The organism is Streptomyces sp. NPDC096012 (genome assembly GCF_040426375.1).
GTDB lineage: Bacteria > Actinomycetota > Actinomycetes > Streptomycetales > Streptomycetaceae > Streptomyces.
Map to the genome: position 1 here is coordinate 64,174 of NZ_JBEOTD010000013.1, position 17,253 is coordinate 81,426.

General features: G+C 72.8%; 18 protein-coding genes and 1 pseudogene. 8 read left to right on the top strand and 11 right to left on the bottom strand.

Features of this window, described 5'->3' with window-relative positions:
* Positions 1–49: 49 nt before the first annotated feature.
* Together ABVB68_RS15540 and ABVB68_RS15545 are read right to left on the bottom strand one after the other, a co-directional pair.
* The gene (locus ABVB68_RS15540) at positions 50–2,620 is read right to left on the bottom strand and encodes an ABC transporter permease (protein WP_353601597.1); all 2,571 of its coding nucleotides are present in this window, start codon (positions 2,618–2,620) and stop codon (positions 50–52) included.
* 4 nt (positions 2,621–2,624) lie between these two features.
* The gene (locus ABVB68_RS15545) at positions 2,625–3,437 is read right to left on the bottom strand and encodes an ABC transporter ATP-binding protein (protein ID WP_353601598.1); all 813 of its coding nucleotides are present in this window, start codon (positions 3,435–3,437) and stop codon (positions 2,625–2,627) included.
* 211 nt (positions 3,438–3,648) lie between these two features.
* On the opposite strand from ABVB68_RS15545, the pseudogene ABVB68_RS15550 reads away from it, so the two are divergent.
* Positions 3,649–3,870: pseudogene (locus tag ABVB68_RS15550) on the top strand (fic family toxin-antitoxin system, toxin component); the annotation flags it as partial.
* On the opposite strand, the gene ABVB68_RS15555 reads toward ABVB68_RS15550, so the two are convergent.
* From ABVB68_RS15555 to bioB, 4 genes are all read right to left on the bottom strand, one after another.
* Entirely contained in the window at positions 3,871–4,563 is a 693-nt protein-coding gene (locus tag ABVB68_RS15555; protein WP_353601599.1) for a class I SAM-dependent methyltransferase, read from the bottom strand.
* Between the two features lie 438 nt (positions 4,564–5,001).
* A complete protein-coding gene (gene bioD, locus ABVB68_RS15560; protein ID WP_353601600.1) occupies positions 5,002–5,718 on the bottom strand; it encodes a dethiobiotin synthase in 717 nt (238 codons plus the stop codon).
* A gap of 1 nt (position 5,719) precedes the next feature.
* Positions 5,720–7,009 carry an adenosylmethionine--8-amino-7-oxononanoate transaminase gene (locus ABVB68_RS15565; protein WP_353601601.1) on the bottom strand — a complete coding sequence of 430 codons (1,290 nt, stop codon included), beginning with the start codon at positions 7,007–7,009 and terminating at the stop codon, positions 5,720–5,722.
* Positions 7,002–8,252, bottom strand: a complete 1,251-nt coding sequence (gene bioB, locus ABVB68_RS15570; RefSeq protein WP_353601602.1) for a biotin synthase BioB — start codon at positions 8,250–8,252, stop codon at positions 7,002–7,004. The genes ABVB68_RS15565 and bioB overlap by 8 nt, the downstream gene beginning before the upstream one ends.
* 147 nt (positions 8,253–8,399) lie before the next feature.
* On the opposite strand from bioB, the gene ABVB68_RS15575 reads away from it, so the two are divergent.
* On the top strand, positions 8,400–9,527 hold the full coding sequence (locus ABVB68_RS15575) for an 8-amino-7-oxononanoate synthase (RefSeq protein ID WP_353601603.1): 1,128 nt from the start codon (positions 8,400–8,402) through the stop codon (positions 9,525–9,527).
* A 102-nt stretch (positions 9,528–9,629) separates the two neighbouring features.
* On the opposite strand, the gene ABVB68_RS15580 is transcribed toward ABVB68_RS15575, so the two are convergent.
* A complete protein-coding gene (locus tag ABVB68_RS15580; RefSeq protein ID WP_353601604.1) occupies positions 9,630–9,854 on the bottom strand; it encodes a DUF397 domain-containing protein in 225 nt (74 codons plus the stop codon).
* 9 nt (positions 9,855–9,863) lie between these two features.
* Positions 9,864–10,724: a helix-turn-helix domain-containing protein gene (locus ABVB68_RS15585; protein WP_353601606.1), complete on the bottom strand. Its 861-nt coding sequence runs from the start codon at positions 10,722–10,724 to the stop codon at positions 9,864–9,866.
* 213 nt (positions 10,725–10,937) lie between these two features.
* Between ABVB68_RS15585 and ABVB68_RS15590 the strand changes: the two genes are divergently transcribed.
* Positions 10,938–11,396: an ATP-binding protein gene (locus ABVB68_RS15590; RefSeq protein ID WP_353601608.1), complete on the top strand. Its 459-nt coding sequence runs from the start codon at positions 10,938–10,940 to the stop codon at positions 11,394–11,396.
* A gap of 193 nt (positions 11,397–11,589) precedes the next feature.
* Here the strand turns inward: ABVB68_RS15590 and ABVB68_RS15595 are convergent, their stop codons facing one another.
* From ABVB68_RS15595 to ABVB68_RS15605, 3 genes are all read right to left on the bottom strand, one after another.
* Positions 11,590–12,063 carry a C40 family peptidase gene (locus tag ABVB68_RS15595; RefSeq protein ID WP_353601609.1) on the bottom strand — a complete coding sequence of 158 codons (474 nt, stop codon included), beginning with the start codon at positions 12,061–12,063 and terminating at the stop codon, positions 11,590–11,592.
* 572 nt (positions 12,064–12,635) lie between these two features.
* Positions 12,636–12,944, bottom strand: coding sequence for a hypothetical protein (locus tag ABVB68_RS15600; protein WP_353601610.1), 309 nt, complete (start codon positions 12,942–12,944; stop codon positions 12,636–12,638).
* 7 nt (positions 12,945–12,951) lie between these two features.
* On the bottom strand, positions 12,952–13,587 hold the full coding sequence (locus ABVB68_RS15605) for an ATP-dependent Clp protease proteolytic subunit (protein WP_353601611.1): 636 nt from the start codon (positions 13,585–13,587) through the stop codon (positions 12,952–12,954).
* 85 nt (positions 13,588–13,672) lie between these two features.
* On the opposite strand from ABVB68_RS15605, the gene ABVB68_RS15610 reads away from it, so the two are divergent.
* The 5 genes from ABVB68_RS15610 to ABVB68_RS15630 all read left to right on the top strand — a co-directional run bounded on the left by ABVB68_RS15610 (position 13,673) and on the right by ABVB68_RS15630 (position 17,189).
* A complete protein-coding gene (locus tag ABVB68_RS15610) occupies positions 13,673–13,951 on the top strand; it encodes a type II toxin-antitoxin system Phd/YefM family antitoxin (RefSeq protein ID WP_353601612.1) in 279 nt (92 codons plus the stop codon).
* A gap of 226 nt (positions 13,952–14,177) precedes the next feature.
* Entirely contained in the window at positions 14,178–14,480 is a 303-nt protein-coding gene (locus tag ABVB68_RS15615; protein WP_353601614.1) for an urease subunit gamma, read from the top strand.
* Between the two features lie 9 nt (positions 14,481–14,489).
* Entirely contained in the window at positions 14,490–14,801 is a 312-nt protein-coding gene (locus tag ABVB68_RS15620; RefSeq protein ID WP_353601615.1) for an urease subunit beta, read from the top strand.
* Positions 14,794–16,515 carry an urease subunit alpha gene (locus ABVB68_RS15625; protein ID WP_353601616.1) on the top strand — a complete coding sequence of 574 codons (1,722 nt, stop codon included), beginning with the start codon at positions 14,794–14,796 and terminating at the stop codon, positions 16,513–16,515. The genes ABVB68_RS15620 and ABVB68_RS15625 overlap by 8 nt, the downstream gene beginning before the upstream one ends.
* Complete coding sequence (locus tag ABVB68_RS15630; RefSeq protein WP_353601617.1) at positions 16,515–17,189, top strand: urease accessory protein UreF; 675 nt, start codon at positions 16,515–16,517, stop codon at positions 17,187–17,189. Before ABVB68_RS15625 ends, ABVB68_RS15630 begins: the two co-directional genes overlap by 1 nt.
* Positions 17,190–17,253 lie beyond the last annotated feature (64 nt).

A 17,253-nucleotide genomic window follows, 5' to 3' on the forward strand; every position in this document is an offset into this window, starting at 1 on the left:
GGCGTTTGCCGCCCGCGCGGTCATCCGGGACGTGCGGCGGACGATCCCGTCACTCGTGGGCGATCGCCGCCAGTACGTTCATCCGGGACGCCCGCAGCGCCGGCAGCAGGGCCGCGACGACGCCCACCACCGCCGAGCCGATCACCACCGCGAGGATCGTGCCCCAGGGGATCGCGAGGGCCCGCAGGCCGCGCAGGGCCAGCACCTGCTGCATGCAGACACCCCACACGAGGCCCAGCGCCAGCCCCAGGACCGCGCCGAAGACCGCGATCACCACCGACTCCAGCCGGATCATCCGGCGCAACTGCCGCCGCCCCAGCCCGATCGCGCGCAGCAGGCCGATCTCCCGGGTGCGCTCCACCACCGACAGCGCGAGGGTGTTGACCACACCGAGCACGGCGATCACGATCGCCAGCCCGAGCAGCGCGTACACGAGGTAGAGGAGCACGGCGATCTGGTCGTGGACCAGTTGCTTGTAGTCGGACTGGTTGCGCACCTGCACCTGCGGGAACGGCTGCAGCGCCCGCTCCAGCCGGGGGCGCAGGTCCTGCGGTCGGGTGCCGGCCGCCGCGTTGACGTAGAGCACCGAGTCCTGTGCGTGCGGCACGTACTTCTCCAGGGTGGCGAGACCGACGAAGAGGCCGCCCTCGGCACCGAACCCCTCCGGCGTGTCCTGGTCGGTCAGCGCGGCGAGAGTCAGCTCGGCGTGTCGGCCGCCCGGGAACTCGACCGGAAGGACGCTGCCGATGCGCACGCCGTGGTTCCTGGCGTAGCCGGCGTCCATGGCGAGGTGTCCGCGTGCCAGCGCGGCCGCCGAACCGCCCTGCGCGTAGCTGAGGTGCACGACGTGGTCGAGCCCCGGGCCGTACGCGGTGGCGGTCGTCCGGACCCGGTCGCCGTCCGGCATCCCCACGGCGATCCGGGTGAGCCGCTGCCGTACGACGAGCCCCACGCCGGGCACGCCGGCCACGACCTTGTGCACCTCCCCGGTGTACGGGGTGAAGTTCGCGTTCTGGACGATGAAGTCGGCGCCGAGCCTCTCGTCGATCTGCCGGTCGAACGACGCGGACATCGAGGCGCTCGCCACCGACATCCCGCCGACCAGGGCGACGCCCACCATCAGCGCGGCGCCCGTGGCACCCGTACGGCGGGGATTGCGCAGGGCGTTGCGCCGGCTCATCCGGCCGACCGCCCCGAACAGCGCGGGAAAGGCGGCGCCCAGCACCCTGATCACCGGCCGCACCAGCAGTGGGCCGGCCACCACGGCCGCGATCAGGGTCAGCACCACGCCGAGCCCCAGCAGCGAGGCCGCCTGAGCGGTCCTCGTCGCCGCGGCACACCCCGCCAGCGCGGCCGCGCCGACCGCCCCGACCGCCGTCCCCACAACCCCCCGCGTCCTCAACGGCTTTCCCACGTCCGCCACTTCGGCATCGGCGAGCGCGGCCATCGGGGACACGGCCGCCGCGCGCCGAGCGGGCAGATAGGCGGCCACGAACGTGACACCGAGACCGACGACGTACGCCGCGACGGGCGTGCCCCAGCCGATGACGATCTCCGTCGCCTTCAGGTTCATCCCGAACGCGCTCATCAACCGGATCAGCCCGAGGGCCAGCCCGATCCCGGCCGCGAGGCCGAACGTGGCGCCGGCCAGCCCCAGCAGCAGCGCCTCCGTGAGCACCGATCGCCGTACCTGCCTCCGGTCCGCGCCCAGCGCCCGCAGCAGCCCCAGTTCCCGGGTGCGCTGCGCGATGAGCATGGAGAAGGTGTTGACGATGAGGAACACACCCACGAGCAGCGCGACGCCGGCGAAGCCCAGCATCACGTACTTGATCACGTCGAGGAACGTGCCGAGACCGGCCGCGGCCGACTTGGCGTGCTCGCCGGCGGTCTTCAGGTCGTAGGCGCGGGTGCCCAGCGCCGCGCCGACGCGGCGCTTGAGTTCCGCGTCGCTCACGCCTTTCGCCGCGTCCACCGAGACGGCGGTCGCCTCGGCGGCGGAGCCCAGCAGTTCCCTTCCGGCCACCGCCGGGTCCAGATAGATCAGGGCGGAACCCGGGTTGGTCGTGGTGAAGGTGGCGATGCCGACGACCCGGACCTCGAAGCTGCCCGGCTGCGCCTGCACGGTCAGCGTGTCGCCGATCCTGACGTGCCTCCGGCCGGCCGTGTCGGCGTCCAGCAGCGCCTCTCCGGCACCGCGCGGCGCACGGCCCGAGGTGAGTTCGACCGGGCTGCGGCGGGTGGCGTGCCAGGCCGTCGCGATGGTCGGGGCGCCGGTGGTCGGGCCGACGGACCTGTGGTGAGCGTCGACGACGACGGCGTTCTGCACCGACACCTCGGCCCTGGCCGCCGCTACCCCGTCCACCTTCGCCACGCGCTCCCGCAGCGCTGCGGGCAGGGTCGGCACCGAACCGCTCAGCCGGGCCGCCCCCGGGTCCTGCTGCTTCGGCTGCACCGTCACGTCGGCCGCCGTGGAGGCGAAGAGCCGGTCGAAGGTGCGGGTGACGGTGTCGGAGAAGATCAGGCTGCCCGAGACGAACGCCACGGACAGGATGACGGCCAGCGCGGACAGGGCCAGCCGCCCCTTGTGCGCGAGGAAGCTCCGCAGGGTCGCCTTGAGCACGGGATCAGTCCTCCAGGACGGTGACGTCGTCGCCGAGCCGGCCGCGGACCACGTCGAAGCGCTTCATGCGTTCCAGCACGGCGTCCGCCGTGGGCCGTTCCATCTCGTCCACGATCCGTCCGTCGGCGAGGAAGAGCACCAGGTCGGCGTGGGCGGCGGCGCCCGGGTCGTGGGTGACCATGACGACGGTCCGGCCCAGCTCGGCCACGGCGTCGCGCAGGAATCCCAGCACCTCCAGCCCAGCCCGCGAGTCGAGGTTGCCGGTCGGCTCGTCGGCGAAGATCAGTTCGGGCCGGGAGGCCAGCGCCCGCGCGCAGGCGACGCGCTGCTGCTGACCGCCGGAGAGCTGCGCGGGCCGGTGCGACAGGCGCCCGCGCAGCCCGAGACGGTCGATGACCTCGTCCAGCCACTTCGCGTCGGGCCTGCGGCCCGCGATGTCCATCGGCAACGTGATGTTCTCGGCGGCGGTCAGGGTCGGGACGAGGTTGAACGACTGGAACATGAACCCGATCCGGTCCCGCCGCAGCCGCGTCAGCTCCCGCTCCCGCAGGCCCGTGATCTCGGTGCCGCCCACCCACACCTGACCGGCCGACACACTGTCGAGGCCCGCCAGGCAGTGCATCAGCGTGGACTTCCCGGATCCGGAGGGGCCCATCACGGCGGTGAACCGGCCGCGCGCGATGTCCACGTCCACCGAGTCCAGGGCGAGGACGGCCGTCTCGCCGGAGCCGTAGGCCTTGGTCAGCGCGCGGGCGCGGGCCGCGACACCGGTGTCCGGCGCACGGCCCGGGACATGGTCCGGAGCTGGTGTGGACAAGACCGCCTCCAGGTCGCCTCGACATCCCGAATCCTTGGTCCGGGCCGAGCCTAGTGTGACCGGCACCACAGCTGGAATCCCTGCCACGGCGCAGGGTGTGGTCCGTTCGGTTCGCCGGGCCCCCGGCCCTGGCCTCTGACCGTCGCCGGTCCGCGGACCCTTGCCGTTGCCGTTGCCGTTGCCGTTGCCGTTGCCGGCCCCCGGCCCCCGGCCCCCGGCCCGCGCCTCGCTGCTCCAGCTGCTCATCCACGTGCCCGCGCTGGAGCGCGCCAACGCGCTGTTCGCCTCGGCGGTCGCCTACGGCCACCTGGTCGCAGGCGGCGAGAAGGTGGCCACCACCCCCGAGCAGGTCCGCGATCTCGCCCGGCTGGTCAAGGACGGCGCGGCGAGCGTGGACGACATCGCGCGGGAACTGCGCGGCTGGAGCGCGTGATCAGTGGGCGTCCGGCTCCTCCGGGCGCCAGGCGACTCCGAGCGCACAGTAAGACGTCGGCAGTGCCGGGCCCTTCTCCGGCAGCGACACCCGCCGGTGCGGACCGAGGAGGAACCCGGCCCCGCGCAGGGCGGCGACCGGCTCCCGGGACAGATGGCAGCCACCGTTCAGCACGGGCCACAGCGTGCGGTCCAACGTGAGCTGGGTCAGCGTCATCATGCGGCCGCCGCCCCGCCCGTGCTCGAAGAACCGCACCTCGCCGCCCGGCCGGAGCACCCGCCGCACCTCGGCCAGCGCCCGCCCGACGTCCCGCACGCTGCACAGCACCAGCGACAGCACGGCCGCGTCGAAGGCCTCGCTCTTCACCGGCAGCGCCTCCGCCGCACCCGGCACCACGTCCACCGGCACCTGGGCCCGCAGCGCGGCCTCCAGCGCCAACCGCCGCAGGTGTGACTCCGGTTCGATCGCGACCACCTCGGCGACGGTGCCGGGATAGTGCCCGAAGTTCAGGCCGTTGCCCGCGCCGATCTCGATCACCCGCCCGGACAGCCCGGCGAGCAGCCGCTCGCGCATCCCGGCCATGCCCAGCCGGGTCTCGGCGCCGACGCTGAGCCGGGCGTAGTAGCGGGCGAACAGCGGGTGGTGCACGGGGCCCCGCGCCACCTTGCCGGAACCGGTGGACAACGGCCGCATGGCAACCTCCGGAGCAGGACGGGTCTGCAAGGAGTGTCCCCCGTCAAGCCCCGCCGCACCCCCACCAGCGGGCGGTTCGCGCACCGAGCGCGTCCGGCTCCCTGCCCTTCGCTTCCCTTCCCGCCGCTTCCCTTCGCTTCTCGTCCCTTCCCTGCCGGACCGCCGGCGGTGGCCCGTACACCGCCGGGTGTCCTCAGGCCTGCGCCCGTGCCGGGACGCCGGGCGGTTGCCTGTGGCCTGGTGTGCGGGCCGGGACCCCGGTGGTTGTCTGTGGCCAGGCGTCCGGTCTCGGTCAGGGGTGCATTACGGTGGACCACGAGGGCCTTTCTGGTCGGTGTAGACGTCGCAATCCACACCGGACCCGGAAGGCCCTCGCGCTTTCAAGATCCGTCAGCCGGGACCTGGCTCACCCGTCCACAACCTCCCCGGACAGAACAGCTAGCCGGCCATCCGGCGGTGAAAGGCCGGCGCGTCCCAGGTGCCGTCCAGCCGTGGGGCGAGCCACGTCGGCGCGGCCGTGCGGAAGGCGGCCGGGGTGAGGGAACCCGCGCCGGCCGGCAGCGCGCCGAGCAGCGGGGCACCGGCCACGTCCGGCAGGTCGGTCACGTTGCAGCGGGACGCGAGGTCGGGGGAGGCGGGCCAGCTGCCGATCACCACACCGGCCAACTCCAGTTCCCGTCGCCGCAGTTCGCGGGCCGTCAGTTCGGTGGTGTTCAGCGTGCCCAGACCAGCGGCCACGACGACGAGCACCGGCGCGTTCAGCAGCCGGGCCGCGTCGGCCAGCGTGCCGCCCTCCGCGTCGAACCGGACGAGCAGGCCGCCCGCCCCCTCCACGAGCACCAGATCGTGCTCGGTGGCCAGCTTGGCGGCCCGGTCGGCCACCTCGTGCGGGCGCACCGGGACCATCCCCGCCCGCCGGGCCGCCGTGCCCGGTGCCAACGGCTCGGGGTAGCGGGCCAGCTCGGCGGCCGTGACCGTGCCCGCGAGCCGCGCCACCTCGTCGGCGTCCCCCCGCTCGTCGGGCCCCACACCCGTCTGGGCGGCCTTCAGCACGGCCACCGAGCGCCCGGCCGCGAGGGCCGCCGCCGCGACGGCCGCGGTGGTGACGGTCTTGCCGACCTCCGTGCCCGTCCCCGTGATCACCAGTACCGGCATCTCATCCCTCCCGCGCCGCGGCGCACACCGCGCCCGCGATCCGTGTCACGTCCTCGTCCGAGCTGATGTACGGCGGCATCGTGTAGATCAGGTCGCGGAAGGGGCGCAGCCACACGCCCGCCCGCACGGCCGCCCGGGTCGCGGCAGCCATGTCGACCTCGTGGTCGAGCTGGACGACCCCGATCGCGCCCAGCACCCGGACGTCCCGTACTCCGGGCAGCCCGGCGGCCGGCGCCAGCCCCTCGCGCAGGCCCGTCTCGATCCGCTTGACCTGCGAGGGCCAGTCCTGGTCCAGCAGCAGACCGAGGGAGGCGCAGGCCACCGCCGCCGCCAGCGGGTTGCCCATGAAGGTCGGGCCGTGCGCGAGTACCGGCAGCTCGCCGCGCGAGATGCCGTCGGCGACCCGGGCGGTGCACAACGTGGCCGCCAACGTGAGGTAACCGCCGGTCAGCGCCTTGCCCACGCACATCACATCGGGTGTCACGGCCGCGTGGTCCGCGGCGAACAGGGCGCCGGTGCGGCCGAAGCCGGTGGCGATCTCGTCGAACACCAGCAGCACGTCGTGCGCGTCGCACGCCTCGCGCAGCACCCGCAGATAGGCGGGGGAGTGGAAGCGCATGCCGCCCGCGCCCTGCACCACCGGCTCCACGATCACCGCGGCCAGCTCGTCCGCGTGCCGCGCGATCAGCTCGCGCAGGTGCTCCGCGTACGACTCCTCGTACCGCGCCGGCGGGGCGTCCGCGAACACCTGGCGCGGGAGCAGGCCGGACCACAGCTCGTGCATCCCGCCCTCGGGGTCGCACACCGACATCGGCTGCCAGGTGTCGCCGTGATAGCCGCCGCGCCACGTCAGCAGCCGCCGCTTGGCCGGCCGGCCGAGCGAACGCCAGTACTGCAGACACATTTTCACGGCCACCTCGACCGACACCGACCCCGAGTCGGCCAGGAACACGTGTTCCAGACCGTCGGGCGACATGTCGACAAGGAGCTTCGCCAGCCGTACGGCGGGTTCGTGGGTGAGACCGCCGAACATCACGTGGCTCATCCGGCCCAGTTGCTCGCGCGCGGCCTCGTCGAGCACCGGGTGCCGGTAACCGTGGATGGCCGACCACCACGACGACATCCCGTCGATCAGTTCGCCCGAGCCGTCCGCGAGCCGCAGCCGGACCCCGCTCGCCGATTCCACGACGAGCGGTTCGGCGCGTCCGGGCATCGGGCCGTAGGGATGCCAGACGTGCCGCCGGTCCAGCTCCAGCAGTTCGGGCACGCTCAGGTGGGGCAGGTCAGGCATTGGGCGCCAGGTCCGTGCCGGCGCCACGGCGACGGACGGCGACGAGGTCGGTGCGCGGCTCCCCGGCCGCCGGAACGGGTTCCGCCTCGGCGGTCGAGGGAACGCTCGCCGTACCGCAGACGCCACCCTCGTGCGCACCGCGGTCCGCGTCGCCGGCGTTCTCGTGCGAGCCGCAGCCTCCGCCCGCGTGCGCACCGCAGCCGGCGCTCTCCTGCGACCCGCACGCGCCCCGGGCCTCGGCCCGGTGGTGCGGCAGCGTCACCTGGTCGGTGCCCTCCACCTCGAACCCGGCGTCCGCGATCATCTCGAGATCCGCCTTGCCCGCCTGGCCCTCGCTGGTCAGGTAGTCGCCCAGGAAGATGGAGTTGGCCAGGTGCAGCGCCAGCGGCTGCATGCTGCGCAGATGGACCTCGCGGCCGCCCGCGATGCGGACCTCGACGTCGGGGCAGACGAAGCGGACCATCGCGAGGATGCGCAGGCAGCGCTGCGGGGAGAGGTTCCACTCCTTGGCCAGCGGGGTGCCCTCGAACGGGATGAGGAAGTTCACCGGAACGGAGTCCGGGTCCAGCTCGCGCAGCGAGAAGACGACGTCGACCAGGTCCTCGTCGCTCTCGCCCATGCCCGCGATCAGCCCGGAGCAGGCGGACAGCCCGGCCGCGTGCGCCTTGTGCACCGTGTCCACCCGATCGGCGTACGTGTGGGTGGTGGTGATGTCCCCGTAGGTGGACTCCGAGGTGTTCAGGTTGTGGTTGTAGGCGTCCGCGCCCGCCTCGCGCAGCCGCTCGGCCTGGCCGTCGGAGAGCAGACCGAGGCAGGCGCACACCTCGACCCCCTCGTTCTGGTCCTTGATCGCCTTGATGGTCTCCGAGACCCGGTCCACGTCCCGGTCGGTCGGGCCGCGTCCGCTGGCCACCAGGCACACGCGCTTGGCGCCTCCCGCCAGGCCGGCGGCGGCCGCCTCGGAGGCCTGGTCCGGCTTGAGCCAGGTGTACTTCAGGATGTCGGCCTTGGAGCCGAGCCGCTGGGAGCAGTAGGAGCAGTCCTCCGGGCACAGGCCGGACTTGAGGTTGACCAGATAGTTGAGTTTCACCCGTCGCCCGAACCAGTGCCGGCGCAGCTTTCCGGCCGCGGCCACCACATCGAGCAGGTCGTCGTCGGAGGTGGCCAGAACGGCGAGTGCTTCCTCGCGGGTCGGCAGCTCGCGCCGAAGCCCCTTGTCCACCAGCGTGTTCAGCAGGTCCATGAGGCCCGATCCTGTCCTACGGGACGGCTCCGGGCCAAGGAGAGATCAGACAACACGGACCGTTCACCGTGTGGGTATCGCCACACACTGGGTGGCCGGTCGTGCCGCTATGGTCTGTCCGCTACCTACAAAAGCACCGGAGGACCCATGGCGTTCGGCTGGATCGACGAGCAGGCCGAGGCGCGCCGGCGCGCCGGACTCGTCCGCACCCTGCGCCCGCGGCCCGCCGACTCGCCCCTGCTGGACCTGGCCGGAAACGACTACCTGGGCCTGGCCCACCACCCCGAGGTCACCGAAGGCGCGGCCCGGGCCGCCCGGACCTGGGGCGGCGGCTCCACCGGCTCCCGGCTGGTCACCGGCACCACCGAACTGCACAGCGAGCTGGAGCGCGAGCTGGCCGCCTTCTGCGGCTTCGAGGCCGCACTCGTCTTCTCCTCCGGTTACGCCGCCAATCTGGCGGCGGTCTCCACGCTCGGCCCGCACGGCTCCCTGATCGTCTCCGACGCGGGCAACCACGCCTCGCTCATCGACGGCTGCCGGCTCGCCCGGGGTGCCACCCAGGTGACCGGGCACGCCGACCCGGAGGCCGTCCGCAAGGCCCTGGCCACGCACGAGGGAGCGGCGATCGTCGTCTCCGACACCGTCTTCTCGGTCGACGGCGACCAGGCGCCGCTGGCCGCCCTGGCCGAGGCGTGCCGGGAGCACGGCGCCGGACTGGTCGTGGACGACGCCCACGGCCTCGGTGTGCTGGGCGACGGCGGCCGGGGCGCGCCGTACGCGGCCGGGCTCTCGGGCGCCGACGACGTGGTCGCCACGGCCACCCTGTCGAAGTCGCTGGGCAGTCAGGGCGGGGTCGTGCTCGGCCCGGCCCGGGTGATCGACCACCTGGTCAACGCGGCCCGGACGTTCATCTTCGACACGGGCCTGGCGCCGGCGGCGGCCGGGGCCGCGCTGGCGGCGCTGCGGCTTCTGGAACGCGAGCCACGGCGGGCGGCCCGGGCCCGCGAGGTGGCCGCCGAGCTGCACGCGCGGCTGACCGCCGCGGGCCTGGAGGCGGTGCGTCCGGACGCCGCGGTGGTCTCCGTGCGGGCTCCGTCCCCGGAGCAGGCCGTGCGCTGGGCGGCCGACTGCCGGACGGCAGGGCTGGCCGTGGGCTGCTTCCGTCCTCCCTCCGTGCCCGACGGCATCTCACGGCTGAGGCTGACCGCCCGTGCGGACCTCTCCGGGGCCGAGATCGAACGCGCTGTACGTGTGATCGGCGAGACGCGACCATGAGTCGGCGTGACACGGCCGTGCGTCGCACGCATGTGACGGGGACGAGATGAGATCGATGCCGGTCGGATCAGCGAGAACCGGCCGGGCGGGCGGGAAGCGTGGTCACCGCAGCGCGGTCACGAACCCCGTCCAGCTCTCGGGGGAGAAGAGCAGCGCGGGTCCGGCCGGGACCTTCGAGTCGCGCACGGCGAGCAGTCCGGCCCCCGGTCCGGCATGCGGCCGACCCGTCTCCACGCAGTTGTTGGCTCCCGTGCTGTAGCTGCTGCGCAGCCAGCGCACGTCGTGCAGATCGGTACTGGCAGGGACGTTCCGAGGCAGAGCTGACATGGTGCCTCCTTACGCGCCGTCACCTATCCCGGCGATGTAGTCCAACGAGTCCTCGGGTGAAAGAGCGTGTGACTGAAGGGAGTCGAAGGCCTCCGAGTAGGCCATCAGGTCTTCTTTCCGCTCCAGGTAGAGGCTACTCGTCAACTGGTCGAGAACCACTACGTCCAGGTCAGAAGTGCTCGGAAACGAGAAGATGACGAAAGGGCCGGTGAGGCCGACGTGCGCTCCGGCCGTGAAGGGCAGGATCTGGAGCCGCACCTGCGGCAGCCGGGCGGCCTCGCACAGGCGCTCCAGCTGCCGGGCCATCACCTCGGGACCGCCTACCTCGCGCCGCAGCACCGCCTCGTCGAGCACGGCGCACAGCTTCAGCGGGTGCTGGGAGCGCAGCACGTCCTGCCTGGCCAGGCGCACCTCCACGAGGACGTCCAGGCGGTCCTCCGACAGGTCGTTGACGGCCGCCCGGGTCACCGCGCGGGCGTACTCGGCGGTCTGCAGCAGTCCGGGCACGACCGTGGTCTCCAGGGTGCGCATCGCGCTCGCCTGCGACTCCAGGCTGATGTAGTCCCGGTAGGTGGGGGGCAGCACCCCGCGGTAGGCGTGCCACCAGCGGTTCGGGCCGCCGGCGTCCTCGGATCCCGCGAGGATCAGCAGCAGCTCGCGCAGGTGCCGGTCGCGGACCTCGTAGGCGTCCAGCAGTAGGCGCAGATCGTCCGGTTTCACCCCGCTCGCGCCGGTCTCGATACGGCTCACCTTCGACTGGTGCCAGCCGACCAGCCGGGCCGCCTCGCCGCTCGTGAGCCCGGCGCGGGTACGCAGCGCGCGCAGTTCGGCGCCCAGTTTGCGACGGCGCACGGCCGGCCCGTTCTGCATGGGCTCCTCCTTACTCCCTACGGGCCGCCCAAATACGGTCTCGCGTCGCAGAGTTCACCGCTTCGAGCGACAGATATATGCATACCTTGGCGGATCGCTCCCCGTGACCGGCCCGGTGATGGCAGTCTGGCGACGAAGCACCAGTCCGGGACCGTACTCGAACCATCCGCTCCTCGTCGGACCGCGGTCCCGTGGGAAAGGGACGACGTCTCCATGGCAGACCATCTGGAAGCATCCGTCACTCTGCCGAGCGATCCCGCCTCGGTCTCCGCAGCCCGCACCTACGTCGTGGGAACCCTCGCGGAGTGGGGCCTGCCGTCGGACACCGAAGTCGCGGACACCGTGCGGCTCATCGTCTCCGAACTCGCCACCAACGCCGTACAGCACACCTTCGGTCAGTCACCCACCTTCACGGTCGACATCGCGCTGGACCGTGACGAACACCTGCGCATCGGTGTCACGGACAGTCACCCCCGCTTGCCCAAGAGACTGCCCGCGGCCGTCCAGCAGGACAACGGCCGCGGCATGGTCATCATCCGCTGTCTCACGGCGGAGTGCGGCGGCAGACTCCGGATCCGGCCGACCCGGGAGGGCGGCAAGACGGTACTCATCGAACTGCCCTGGACGACCCCGCTCGAACCGGTCACGCTGATGGGGCAGCAGGGGCCGTAGCCGCCCCGGGCCGGCCAGGGCTCCAGGCCCGGCCCCAGGCTCCGGCCCCGGATCTCCAGGCGCGCCCCCAGGGCTCCATCCCCGGCCCAGGGGCTCCAGGCCCGGCCCCAGGGCTCCAGGCCGGCCGCCAGGGCGGTGCCGACGGCGCGGGGAGCGGCCCTGCCGCTGGAGCCGCTCCTGCTGCGGAGCCGGGTCAGCTGACCCGGCCGTACCAGACGCTCCTGGTCCAGATCTTCTGCAGCCGCACCACGTCGCCGGTCTTCGGGGCGTGCCAGATCTTCCCGTGGCCGGCGTAGATGCCGACGTGGTAGACGCTGGAACCCGAGTGGAAGAAGACCAGGTCGCCCGCCCTGCGGTTCCTGGCGGAGATGTGGTGGGTCTTGTTGTACTGCTGGGCGGCGGTGCGCGGCAGCTTCTTGCCCGCCCTCTTGAACGAGTAGAGCGTCAGCCCCGAGCAGTCGAACCTGCGCGGCCCGGTGGCCCCGTACCGGTACGGAGCGCCCTTCTTGGAGGCCGCCACATTGAGTGCCTTCGTCGCCGTGGTCGCGGCGGAGGCGTCCGTGGCGAGCCCGGGTACCACGATCGAGCCGCCCACGGCGGCGAGGGTGAGTGCCGAGGCCGTGCCGGCCCTGGCCATCAGCGACGGGACACGATTGAGCGCAGTCATGCGCAACCCTTCGTCAGCCGCCTGTGAAGGATGACCTGTCGGATTCGGGCTGGCGAAGTTGCCCGGCCGCGTCGGCGGCTTCACCCCAAGGGCTGCTCGGAAGGTCCGGCCGTCTGCGACGTGCGGACGGACTTCTGTTCCGGCGACCCGTCTTGCTCGGGTCCTCCACTCCTGCCGATCCACTCCTGTCGACCGGTCATCCGGGCGGCGGCAGGACTCGGCGTCCGCACGGATCGCCCCGCCGCGGTGGCGGGGGCTTGTCGTCAGACAGGGATCTTGGCTCACAGTTGTCCGAAAATCCCAACGGAACCGTGTGTTTGTGGCGTTACTCACCACTCGCCCGTTCGGGTGGACAGGGTTGTGTTCGAGGCACCGTCAGAACCCGGACGTAGCCTCCGACCTGGGGCGGAGCATCGGCCGGCGCAGCACGGACGCGCCGCGCGCGCAACTCGGGAGGCCCGCGGAGGCCTTCGGATGTACCCCGCTCGGCGGTACGTCGTTCGGGCCGTTTCAACTCCGGCCCGAACGACGCGTCGACGCGCGGAACCCGTCGGCCCGCACGCCCGTCCCGCTCAGCCGACGCAGTCGGGCGGGAGCGCGACGCGCGCAGTGCGGCGCTCACCGTCCAGCACCAGCAGGGCCCGTGCCAGCGTGTCCCCGTGCAGCTCCGACTCGCCCCGCCGGTGCATCAGCGCGAGGGCGTCGCGCAGCTGCGCCGCCTTGTGCACCAACGCCTGCGCGGCACGCAGCCCACGGTAGGTGTCCCCGTGCCGGGCCGGGTTGATCCGGCCGAGCAGATCCACCGCCTCGAGGTAGCGGTCGACCAACTCGCCCTCCGCGCGGGTCAGCGCGGGCAGCGGCGGCAGTTCCGGTGGCAGCATCCCGCGATCACCGCGCAGCCGGTGCGCCGGGCATGGACCGGCGGCTGGGCACCACACCGTCCACCAGGCCGTAGGCCAGCGCGCCGGGCGCGTCCAGCACCAGGACCCGCTCCAGGTCCCGGTGGACCTGCTCCGCCGTGCGCCCCGTGTGCCGCACGAGCATCCGCTCGGTCAGGTCGCGGGTGCGGGCCAGTTCCCCGGCCTGGATCGCCAGGTCGCTGGGCTGACCGCGCACCGGCTCCGGCAGGGCCGGCTGCTCGAGCACCATGCGCGCCCCCGGCAGGGCGAAGCGCTTGCCGGGGGTGCCGGCCGCGAGCAGCACCGCGGCGACGGAGGCGGCCTGTCCCAGGCAGTAGGTCGCCACGTCGCAGCCGACGTACCGCATCGTGTCGTAGACCGCGGTCAGGCCGCTGAAGGTGCCGCCCGGGGAGTTGACGTACAGCGTGATGTCCCGGTCCGGGGCGGTGTGTTCGAGGTACATGAACTGCGCCGCGAGGTCGTTCGCCGCCGCCTCGTCGACCGGCGTCCCGAGGAAGACGATCCGCTCCTCGAAGAGCTTGCCGTACGGATCGAGCGTGCGCGCCCCCGTCGCGGTGCGCTCGGTGAACTCCGGCAGGACATGACGGGCGAACGGTCGGGACATGGACATACCCCTCCTCATGACGCGGCCCCCTCGGGCTCGGCTCTGTACAAAATGTACAGGACGTACGTGACGTTATGATGGAGGCATGGCCTACGAGATTCCGGTGACGCAAGCCAGGGCTGAGCTCGCCGACCTGATCAACCGGGTGGTGTACGGCGGCGAGCGTGTCGTCGTGACCCGGCACGGCAAGCCGCTGGTCGCGCTGGTCTCGGCCGCCGACCTGGAGCGGCTGGACGCGCTCGACGAGCCGGCCGGCGAACAGGTCGTCAGCACCGTCTCGGGGATCCGTGAGGGCGGTTCCGCCACTCGCGAACAGCGGCGGTTCGGCATCGCGGCCGAGCATCGCGGGCCCGGTGCGTCCTGAGTCGCGCCGGTATGCGACAGCCCATCGCGCGGTCATGAGTGGATCAAGGTCTGGTTAACGTCGCCGAAACTCCGGCGCTCTAGCCTGCCGATCCACGCCACCAGGGGTTCTTCTGCCCGGATCGACGACGATCCCGGCATTTGTCTGTGTGTTACACCTATCCCCGCCGCGGTGGCTGCGGCAGCCGGACCCCGCACGGTCCGGAGCAAGGACTGTGAGGTAGGACGTGCAACTTACCCCGCACGAGCAAGAGAGGCTGCTGATCCACGTGGCGGCCGACGTGGCCGAGAGGCGCCGGGCCCGCGGGCTCAGGCTCAACCACCCGGAAGCGGTCGCGCTCATCACGTCGCACATCCTGGAAGGCGCCCGCGACGGCCGCACCGTCGCCGAGCTGATGTCCTCCGGACGCAAGGTCCTCACCCGGGACGAGGTCATGGACGGCGTCCCGGAGATGATCCACGACGTCCAGGTCGAGGCCACCTTCCCGGACGGCACCAAGCTCGTCACCGTGCACGAGCCGATCGTCTGAGGGGCCGCGATGATTCCCGGAGACATCCTGTTCGCCGACGACCCCGTCCACTTCAACGTCGGCCGTGAGGTCACCCCTCTGACTGTTCTCAACGCCGCCGACCGGCCGGTCCAGGTGGGCTCCCACTACCACTTCGCCGAGGCCAACCCCGGCCTGGACTTCGACCGCGCCGCGGCCCGCGGCAAGCGCCTGAACATCGCCGCCGGCACCGCCGTGCGCTTCGAGCCCGGCATCCCCGTCGCCGTCGATCTGGTGCCGCTGGCCGGCGCCCGGATCGTGCCCGGTCTGCGCGGCGAGACGGGGGGCGCCCTCGATGCCTGAGATCTCCCGCGCCGCCTATGCCGACCTGTTCGGCCCGACCACCGGCGACCGCATCCGGCTCGCCGACACCGACCTGCTGATCGAGATCGAGGAGGACCGCTCCGGCGGCCCCGGCGGCTCCGGGGACGAGGCCGTCTTCGGCGGCGGCAAGGTCATCCGCGAGTCCATGGGCCAGTCCCGGGCCACCCGGGCCGAGGGCACCCCGGACACCGTGATCACCGGTGCCGTCGTCGTCGACCACTGGGGCGTCGTCAAGGCCGACGTCGGCATCCGCGACGGCCGGATCACCGCCCTCGGCAAGGCCGGCAACCCCGACACCATGGACGGCGTCCACCCCGACCTGGTCATCGGCCCCGAGACCGAGATCATCGCCGGCAACGGGCGGATCCTCACCGCCGGCGCCATCGACGCGCACGTCCACTTCATCTGCCCCCAGGTCGCCGACGAGGCGCTGGCCTCCGGGATCACCACCCTGGTCGGCGGCGGCACCGGGCCCGCCGAGGGGTCCAAGGCGACGACCGTGACACCCGGCCCCTGGCACCTGGCCCGCATGCTGGAGGCGATGGAGGCCTACCCGGTCAACGTCGGCCTCCTCGGCAAGGGCAACACCGTCTCGCGGGAGGCGATGCTCTCCCAGATCCGCGGCGGCGCCGTCGGCCTCAAGCTGCACGAGGACTGGGGCTCCACCCCGGCCGTCATCGACGCGGCGCTCACCGTCGCCGACCGCACCGGCATCCAGGTCGCCATCCACACGGACACCCTGAACGAGGCGGGCTTCGTCGGGGACACCCTCGCCGCGATCGCCGGCCGGGGCATCCACTCGTACCACACCGAGGGCGCCGGCGGCGGGCACGCGCCGGACATCATGACCGTGGTGTCCCGGCCGAACGTGCTGCCCAGCTCCACCAACCCGACCCGGCCGTTCACCGTCAACACCGCCGAGGAACACCTCGACATGCTGATGGTCTGCCACCACCTCAACCCGGCGGTCCCGGAGGACCTGGCGTTCGCCGAGTCCCGGATCCGGCCGTCCACCATCGGTGCCGAGGACATCCTCCACGACCTCGGCGCGATCTCGATCATCTCCTCCGACTCCCAGGCCATGGGCCGGGTCGGGGAGGTCGTCCTGCGCACCTGGCAGACGGCCCATGTGATGAAGGGCCGCCGCGGAGCGCTGCCCGGCGACGGACGGGCGGACAACCACCGGGTACGGCGCTACGTCGCCAAGTACACGATCAACCCGGCGCTCGCCCAGGGCCTCGCCGCCGAGATCGGCTCCGTCGAGACCGGCAAACTGGCCGACCTGGTGCTGTGGGAGCCCGCGTTCTTCGGGGTCAAGCCGCTCCTCGTCATCAAGGGCGGCCAGATCGCGTACGCGCAGATGGGCGACGCCAACGCCTCCATCCCCACCCCGCAGCCGATCCTGCCCCGCCCGATGTACGGCGCGATCGGCCGGGCCCCGGCGGCCAACTCCGTCAACTTCGTCGCCCAGGCGGCTATCGAGGACGGGCTGCCGGAGCGGCTGCGGCTCGGCAAGCGGTTCGCGGCGATCGAGTCGACGCGCGCGGTCACCAAGGCGGACATGCGCGAGAACGACGCCCGGCCGGACGTCCGGATCGACCCCGACAGCTTCGCCGTGCACATCGACGGCGAGCTGGTCGAGGCCGCCCCGGCGGCCGAACTGCCCATGGCCCAGCGTTACTTCCTCTTCTGATGAGCAGGGCAGCCCTGCTCGTCCTGGCCGACGGCCGCTTCCCCGCCGGAGGGCACGCGCACTCCGGCGGGGCCGAGGCCGCCGTCAAGGCGGGCCGCATCACGTCCGCCGCCGACCTGGAGGACTTCTGCCGCGGCCGGGTGCACACCGCCGGGCTGGTCGCGGCCGCACTGGCGGCCGCCGCCGCGCTGGGCGCCGACCCCCGGGAGCTGGACGCGGCCGCGGACGCCCGGACGCCCTCGCCCGCCCTGCGAGCCGCCGCGCGCCGGCTCGGACGGCAGCTCATGCGGGCCGCCCGGGCGACCTGGCCCTCGGGCGAACTCGACCTCGTGGCACGGCACTTCCCCAAGGGGGCGCACCAGCCGGTGGTACTCGGCCTCGCCGCCAGATCGGCCGGTCTCGGACCCGAGGACGCGGCGTACTGCGCGGCCTACGAGAGCGTCGGCGGTCCGGCCACGGCCACGGTGCGCCTGCTGAGCCTGGACCCGTTCGAGGCGACCGGCGTCCTGGCCCGGCTGGCACCGGAGCTGGACCGCGTCGTGGACACGGCGGTGGCGGCGGCGCGCAGAGTGGCCGCCGAGGGGACCGACGCCCTGCCCGCCGCCTCGGGGCCCCTGCTGGAGACGGGCGCCGAGTGGCACGCCGGCTGGCCGGTGCGGCTGTTCGCGTCCTGATCCCGCCCGCCCCTCACCTCACCCACCCCGACCAGGAGCGGCCTCGGCCGGCACCGGGCCGCCC